Annotated in this window: 7 protein-coding genes; 6 read left to right on the top strand and 1 reads right to left on the bottom strand. The window is 69.1% G+C overall.

The genetic code is table 11. The annotated features are described in order from the left end of the window. The 6 genes from bamA to lpxB all read left to right on the top strand — a co-directional run. Nucleotides 1–1,386: outer membrane protein assembly factor BamA (gene bamA / locus NVS89_RS18690; protein ID WP_258734269.1), on the top strand; the 1,386-nt coding region annotated here is incomplete at its 5' end. Between the two features lie 90 nt (nucleotides 1,387–1,476). Further along, nucleotides 1,477–2,550 (top strand): UDP-3-O-(3-hydroxymyristoyl)glucosamine N-acyltransferase, encoded by a 1,074-nt coding sequence (gene lpxD, locus NVS89_RS18685; protein WP_258734268.1) that lies wholly within the window; start codon nucleotides 1,477–1,479, stop codon nucleotides 2,548–2,550. Next, nucleotides 2,547–3,032, top strand: a complete 486-nt coding sequence (gene fabZ, locus NVS89_RS18680) for a 3-hydroxyacyl-ACP dehydratase FabZ (protein ID WP_258734267.1) — start codon at nucleotides 2,547–2,549, stop codon at nucleotides 3,030–3,032. Before lpxD ends, fabZ begins: the two co-directional genes overlap by 4 nt. Continuing rightward, nucleotides 3,032–3,859 carry an acyl-ACP--UDP-N-acetylglucosamine O-acyltransferase gene (gene lpxA, locus NVS89_RS18675; RefSeq protein WP_258734266.1) on the top strand — a complete coding sequence of 276 codons (828 nt, stop codon included), beginning with the start codon at nucleotides 3,032–3,034 and terminating at the stop codon, nucleotides 3,857–3,859. Before fabZ ends, lpxA begins: the two co-directional genes overlap by 1 nt. Further along, nucleotides 3,834–4,724, top strand: coding sequence for an LpxI family protein (locus NVS89_RS18670; protein ID WP_258734265.1), 891 nt, complete (start codon nucleotides 3,834–3,836; stop codon nucleotides 4,722–4,724). Before lpxA ends, NVS89_RS18670 begins: the two co-directional genes overlap by 26 nt. Then, a complete protein-coding gene (gene lpxB / locus NVS89_RS18665; protein ID WP_258734264.1) occupies nucleotides 4,721–5,902 on the top strand; it encodes a lipid-A-disaccharide synthase in 1,182 nt (393 codons plus the stop codon). Before NVS89_RS18670 ends, lpxB begins: the two co-directional genes overlap by 4 nt. A gap of 85 nt (nucleotides 5,903–5,987) precedes the next feature. Here lpxB and gltA read toward each other — a convergent pair whose 3' ends face one another. Continuing rightward, nucleotides 5,988–7,298: a citrate synthase gene (gene gltA, locus NVS89_RS18660; protein WP_258734263.1), complete on the bottom strand. Its 1,311-nt coding sequence runs from the start codon at nucleotides 7,296–7,298 to the stop codon at nucleotides 5,988–5,990. Between the last annotated feature and the right edge of the window lie 107 nt (nucleotides 7,299–7,405).

Here is a 7,405-nt window from a genome sequence, read left to right as displayed (position 1 = left end):
AACCTGGTCTTCGCCGTCGAGGAAGGCCCGCGCGTCTATATCGAGCGCATCGAGATCCGCGGCAACACCCGCACCCGCGACTGGGTGATCCGGCGCGAGTTCGACCTTGCCGAGGGCGACGCCTATAACCGGGTGCTGATCGACCGCGCCGAGCGGCGGCTGCGCAACCTCGGCTACTTCAAGGACGTGAAGATCACCAACGAGCCGGGCACGGCGCCGGACCGGGTGATCCTGGTGGTCACGGTCGAGGACCAGCCGACCGGCGAGTTCTCGGTCTCGGGTGGCTATTCGACCACCGACGGCTTCATCGGCGAGGTGTCGGTCTCGGAGAAGAACTTCCTCGGCCGCGGCCAGTACGTCCGCCTCGCGGGCCAGCTCGGCGAGAACGTCGAGGGCGCCGACTTCAACTTCACCGAGCCCTACTTCCTCGACTACCGGGTCGCGGCCGGCTTCGACCTGTTCTGGAAGAACACCAACGAGACCTCGTACAGCCCGTATGAGACCTCGACGGCCGGTGGTACGCTGCGCGTCTCCCTGCCGCTCACCGACGAGCTGACGCTGGGTCTGCGCTACACGCTGTCGACCAAGGAGATTTCGGTCTCGCCGACCGACGAGTACTACAACCACATCTCCTGGGCGATCCTTGAGGTCAACAACGATCCGGCGCTCACCTCGCTGGTCGGGTACACGCTGTCCTACAACATGCTCGACAATAATCTCGAGCCGACAAGCGGTTACCTGCTCGAGTTGAAGCAGGACTTCGCCGGCCTCGGGGGTGACGTCAACTACATCCGGTCGACCTTCGACTCGCGCTTGTACCTGCCGGTCTATGGCGATGCCGTGCTCATGCTGCGCGGCCAGGCGGGTAACATCGCCTCCTGGGGCGGCGAGGACCTGCGCATCCTGGACAACTTCTTCAAGGGTCCGGACCTGGTGCGCGGCTTCGAGCCGAACGGCATCGGCCCGCGCGACCTTGCCTCCGGCATCGACGGCTCCGATCCGGACGCGCTGGGCGGCACGCTCTACTGGGGCACGACCGCGGAGCTGCAGTTCCCGCTCTCCTTCCTGCCGAAGGAGCTGGGGCTGAAGATGGCGGTGTTCGCGGATGCCGGTTCGCTCTGGGACTATCAGGGCGACACCACCTTCACCAACATTGCGGGCTGGCAGGACAACCTCACGGACTGCAGCACGATCCAGGGCTCGAAGACCCAGGGCCTGAACAATGTCTGCGTGGCCGACAGCGACATGGTCCGCTCCTCGGTCGGCGTCAGCCTGATCTGGAAGTCGCCCTTCGGTCCGCTGCGCTTCGACTATGCCTGGGCGCTGACCAAGGAAGACTACGACCAGACGCAGGCTTTCCGCTTCAGCGGCGGCACCCGCTTCTGATATAGACTGAGCCCGTACGGGAAACGCGCGGCGGTCCGGACCTTCCGGGCCGCCGGTTCGTTTGAGCAACAGGGCGACACCCCAGCAGGCATGAGCGATCCGGTCTTCCATTCCGCCCCGGCGCCGCTGGCGATCCGCGAGATCGCCGCGCTCGTCGGCGGCACGATCGCCGAGGGCGTCGACGCCGGGCGCCTCGTCTCGGGACTGGCGGCGCTGGAGGAGGCGGGGCCGTCCGACCTCGCCTTCATGGATGGTGCGCGCCATGTGCCGGACCTGGAGCGCTGCCGCGCGGGCGCCTGCCTGGTGGCGGAGCGTTTCGCCGGCCATGTGCCGCCGGGCACGGCGGCGATCGTCGTCGCCAAGCCCTACGCCTCCTTCGTCGCGCTCGCCCGCCATCTCTATCCCGACGCGCTGCGCCCCGGCTCGGTGTTCGGCCAGCCCGGTGTCACGGCCGGCGCCATGGTGCACCCGCGCGCGCGGCTCGAAGCGGATGTGACGGTCGACCCCGGCGCGGTGATCGGCCCGGAGGCCGAGATCGGAACCGGGACCGTGATCGGCGCCGGCGCGGTGATCGGCCCGGGCGTGCGCATCGGCCGTGACTGCTCGATCGGCGCCGGCGTCAGCCTGATGCACGCGCTGCTCGGCGACCGCGTCATCCTGCATCCGGGCGCGCGGATCGGCCAGGACGGCTTCGGCTATCTCGGCGGCGCCGGCGGCCACGCCAAGGTGCCGCAGATCCGCCGCGTGATCCTCCAGGACGACGTCGAGATCGGCGCCGGCACGACGATCGACCGCGGCGGCCTGCGCGACACGGTGATCGGCGAAGGCAGCAAGATCGACAATCTGGTGCAGATCGCGCACAACGTCGTCATCGGGCGGCACTGCGTGGTGGTCTCGCAGACCGGCATCGCCGGCAGCGCCACGCTGGGCGATTTCGTCGTGCTGGGCGGGCAGGTCGGCGTGATCGGCCATGTGCGCATCGGCGACGGGGCGCGGATCGCCGCGACAAGCAATGTGAAGGACGACGTCCCGCCGGGCGTCGAATGGGGAGGCTCGCCCGCCAGGCCGATGCGCGAGTGGTTTCGCGAGGTCATGGCCATCCAGCGCCTGGGGCGCGGCGAGAAGCCGTGGGGCGGACGGCAGGAGGCACGTGAAGGCGAATGAACATACAGTCCGACATCACTCTCGGATCCGCGGATATCCTGCGGATCCTGGCGGCGCTGCCGCATCGCTATCCGTTCCTGATGGTGGACAAGATCGTGGACATTGACGGTGACCGGCGGGCGGTCGGCGTCAAGAACGTCTCGGCCAACGAGCCGCACTTCCAGGGCCACTTCCCGGACAATCCGGTGATGCCCGGCGTGCTCATCCTCGAGGGCATGGCGCAGACCGCCGGCACCATCTGCCTGCTGAACCGCGAGGCCGACGGCCCGCCGTCGCTGGTCTATTTCATGACCGTGGACAAGGCGAAGTTCCGCAAGCCCGTGGTGCCGGGCGACGTGCTCGAATATCACATGACCCAGATGACCAAGCGGCGGAACATGTGGTGGTTCCGCGGCGAGGCCAAGGTCGACGGCCAGATCGTCGCCGAGGCCGAGGTCGGTGCCATGATCGCGCAGGACGCGCAGGGACAGGCAAGGAAATAATGAGCAGCTCCGCGAAGGTCGACCCCACCGCTCGCGTCGAGGACGGCGCGCGACTCGCCGAGGGGGTCGAGATCGGACCGTTCTGCACGGTCGGCGCCGACGTGGTGCTGGAGGCGGGCGTGAAGCTCATCTCCCACGTCGCCATCGCCGGCCACACCACGGTAGGCGCGGGCAGCACGGTCTATCCCTTCGCCTCGCTCGGCTTCCCGCCGCAGTCGGTGCACTACAAGGGCGAGCCGAGCCGGCTCGTCATCGGCCGCGACTGCACCATCCGCGAGCATGTGACGATGAACATCGGCACCGCCGGCGGCCACATGGAGACGCGGGTCGGCGACGGCGGCTTCTTCATGGTCGGCTGCCATGTCGCGCATGACTGCAGCGTCGGCGCGAAGGCGATCTTCGCCAACAACGCCACGCTCGCGGGGCATGTCAGCGTGGGCGACAACGTGTTCCTCGGCGGGCTTTCCGCCGTGCACCAGTTCGTGCGCATCGGCGACGGCGCCATGATCGGCGGCATGTGCGGCGTGCATTTCGACGTCATTCCGTTCGGCCTGATGATGGAGGGCCATCCGGGCCTGCGCTCGCTCAACTACACCGGGCTGAAGCGGCGCGGCCTCTCGCTGCAGCAGCGCCGCCAACTCCAGGGCGCCTATCGCGAGCTGTTCTACGGCAAAGGAACGCTCGTCGAGCGGACCGACCGGGTCGCGGAGCTCTTCGCCGGCGACGCCAATGTGATGAGCATCGTCGAATTCGTCCGCGGCGCCGGCAAGCGGCGCCTGACCGTGCCCGCCGATGCGGAACATGTCGCCGAGCCCGAAGCTGCCTGAGGCGGCCGGGCCCGCGGGCGGCCCGCTCGCCATCATCTGCGGCGGCGGCGCGTTTCCGCTGGCGGTGGCCGAGGCCGCCCGCCGGGCGGGGCGCGAGGTGGTGCTGTTTCCCGTGCGCGGCTTCGCGGGGCCCGAGGTCGAGGCCTGGCCGCATGTGTGGATCCACATCGGCCGGTTCGGCCAGCTCACCGCCGAAATGCGCCGGCGCGGCTGCCGTGACGTGGTGATGATCGGCAATGTGCTGCGCCCGCGCATCCGCGACATCCGGCTCGACTGGGCGACCTTCTGGCTGCTGCCGAGCGCTTTCCGCATGCTGCGCGGGGGCGACGACCATCTTCTCACCAGCCTTGGCCGCTTCTTCGAGGAGGCGGGGTTCCGCCTGCTCGGGGCGCATGAGGTGGCACCGGAAATCCTGCTTCCCGCCGGCCGGCTCGGCCGCGTGGCGCCGGGCGCTGAGGCGATGGCGGACATCGTGCTCGGCTGCCGGGTGCTGGACGTCACCGGGCCGCTCGATATCGGGCAGGGGCTGGTGGTGATGAACAAGCATGTGGTGGCGATGGAGGCGGCCGAGGGCACGGACCTCATGCTCGCCCGCGTGGCGGAGCTGCGCGCCAATGGCCGCATCAAGATGCCCGCGCCCTGCGGGGTGCTGGTGAAGCGCCCCAAGGCCGGGCAGGACCGGCGCTTCGACCTGCCTTCGCTCGGCGTGCGCACGGTCGAGGGGGCGGCGCGTGCCGGGCTGGCGGGGATCGCGGTCGAGGCGGGCGGAGTCATCGCCGCCGAGGCCGGGGCGCTGATCGCCGCTGCCGACGCGGCGGGCCTGTTCGTCTACGGCGTCGCGCCGGGGGCGGAGGGGGCGCCTTGACGGGCGCCGGCGAGGCCGGCCGGCCGCTCGACGTGTTCTTGGTCGCGGGCGAGGAATCCGGCGACGCGCTCGGCGAGGGCCTGCTGACCGCGCTGCGGTCGCTGCGCCCGGAGGCGACATTTCGCGGCGTCGGCGGTGCCCGCATGCAGGGCGAGGGGCTGGTGCCGCTCTTTTCCATGGAGGACATCACTGCCATGGGCTTCGCGCAGGTGATCGGCGCACTGCCGCGCATCCTGCGCCGCATGGGTGAGGTCGTCGACGCCATTGTCGCCCGCCCGCCGGACGTGCTGGTGCTGATCGACGCGCCGGACTTCACGCACCGCGTCGCGCGCCGGGTCCGCGCCCGCCTGCCTCACCTGCCGATCGTCAAATATGTCGCGCCGACCGTATGGGTCTGGCGGTCCGGGCGGGCGCGGGCGATGGCGCCCCATGTCGACCGGGTGCTGGCGCTGCTGCCGTTCGAGCCGCAGGTGATGCACGATCTCGGCGGGCCGCCGACCACCTATGTCGGCCATCCGCTGCTCGGCGAGCTCGACCGGCTGCGCCCGCAGGGGGCGGAGGCGGAGCGCCGGGCGGCCGATCCGCCGGTGGTGCTGGTGCTGCCGGGCAGCCGCCGGGCCGAGCTGTCGCGGCTGGGCGCAACCTTCGGCGAGGTACTGGCGCGGCTGCAGCGGGAAGTGCCGGACGCCGAATTCGTGCTGCCGACCCTGCCGCGCCGACTGACGCAGGTCGAGGAGATGGTCGCCGGCTGGCCGCTCGCGCCCCGCATCGTCACGAGCGACGAGGAGAAGCTGGCGGCCTTCCGCATCGCCCGCGCGGCGCTCGCCGCCTCCGGCACGGTGACGCTGGAGCTCGCCCTGGCGGGCATCCCGACGGTCGCCGCCTATCGCGTGCCGCGGCTCGAGGGCTGGATCGCGCCCTATATCCTCAAGGTGACGACCGCGATCCTGCCGAACCTGATCCTCGGCGAGAAGGCGGTGCCGGAATATCTGCAATGGTACATCGACCCGCCGGCCATGGCGGCGCAGCTCGCGCGGCTGGTGCAGGGTGGGGTGGAGCGGGAGGCGCAGCTCGCCGCCTTCGCCCGGCTCGACGCGATCATGGGGCTGGGCGGCGATCCGCCGAGCCTGCGCGCCGCGCGGGCAGTGCTCGAGACACTGGCTGAAGCCCGAAAATGAAAAACCCCGCCGTCCGGATGGAGGGCAGGGTTTCCCGAGAGGCGAGCGATGCCCGGCGCGATCGCCGGGTCCCGCGCGTTTCGTCCTACTTGCGGCGCGCCATCGGCACGTAGTCGCGATGGGTCGAGCCGGTGTAGAGCTGGCGCGGGCGGCCGATGCGCTGGCTCGGATCCTCGATCATCTCCTTCCACTGGCCGATCCAGCCCACGGTGCGGGCGAGGGCGAACAGCACGGTGAACATGGAGGTCGGGAAGCCGAGCGCGCGCAGCGTGATGCCCGAATAGAAGTCGATGTTCGGGTAGAGCTTGCGCTCGACGAAATACTCGTCCTGCAGCGCGATGCGCTCCAGCTCGATGGCGATGTCGAGCAGCGGGTCGTCCTTGATGCCGAGCTCGCCCAGCACCTCATGCGTGGTGTGCTGCATGATCTTGGCGCGCGGGTCGTAGTTCTTGTAGACGCGATGACCGAAGCCCATCAGGCGGAACGGGTCGTTCTTGTCCTTGGCGCGGTTGATGAATTCGGGGATGCGCTCGACCGAGCCGATCTCGCCGAGCATCTTCAGCGCCGCTTCGTTGGCGCCGCCATGGGCCGGGCCCCAGAGGCAGGCGATGCCGGCCGCGATGCAGGCGAAGGGGTTGGCGCCGGAGGAGCCGGCGAGGCGCACCGTCGAGGTCGAGGCGTTCTGCTCGTGGTCGGCGTGCAGGATGAAGATGCGGTCGATGGCGCGGGAGAGGATCGGGTTCGCCTTGTACTCCTCGCACGGTACCGAGAAGCACATGTTGAGGAAGTTCGAGGCGTAGTCGAGGTCGTTCTTCGGGTAAACGAAGGGCTGGCCGATCGAGTATTTGTAGGCCATCGCCGCCAGCGTCGGGATCTTCGCGATCATGCGGATCGAGGCGATCATCCGCTGCTGCGGATCGGAGATGTCGGTCGAGTCGTGATAGAAGGCCGACAGGGCGCCGACCGAGGCCACCAGTACCGCCATCGGGTGCGCATCACGGCGGAAGCCGTGGAAGAAACGATTCATCTGCTCGTGGACCATCGTGTGGCGGGTCACGCGATAGTCGAAGTCGGCTTTCTGCGCCGCGGTCGGCAGCTCGCCGTAGAGCAGGAGGTAGCAGGTCTCGAGGAAGTCACCGTTCTCGGCGAGCTGTTCGATCGGGTAGCCGCGATAGAGCAGGATGCCCTGGTCGCCGTCGATATAGGTGATCTGGCTCTCACAGCTCGCGGTCGAGGTGAAGCCCGGATCGTAGGTGAACATGCCGGTCTGGCCGTAGAGCTTGCCGATATCGACGACGTCCGGCCCGACCGTTCCCTTCAGAATGGGCAGATCCCAGCTTTCGTTGCCGACCGTAAGAGTCGCTGTTGTCGCCGAAGTACCGTGACTGGCGTCCATGCGGGATCTCCCTTGAATTTGTGGAACCGATTGACGGAGCGCGTCTTGCGTGTGCCGCGCCGGACCGCTCGGCCTGAAGCGTTGGAAGCGGGGTTGCTTCGTCGCGA

It is taken from the genome of Ancylobacter mangrovi, assembly GCF_024752355.1.
In the GTDB taxonomy this organism is placed as follows: domain Bacteria; phylum Pseudomonadota; class Alphaproteobacteria; order Rhizobiales; family Xanthobacteraceae; genus Ancylobacter; species Ancylobacter mangrovi.
The sequence above is the reverse complement of the archived record's forward strand: the minus strand, read 5'-3'. Positions and strand labels throughout refer to the sequence as shown.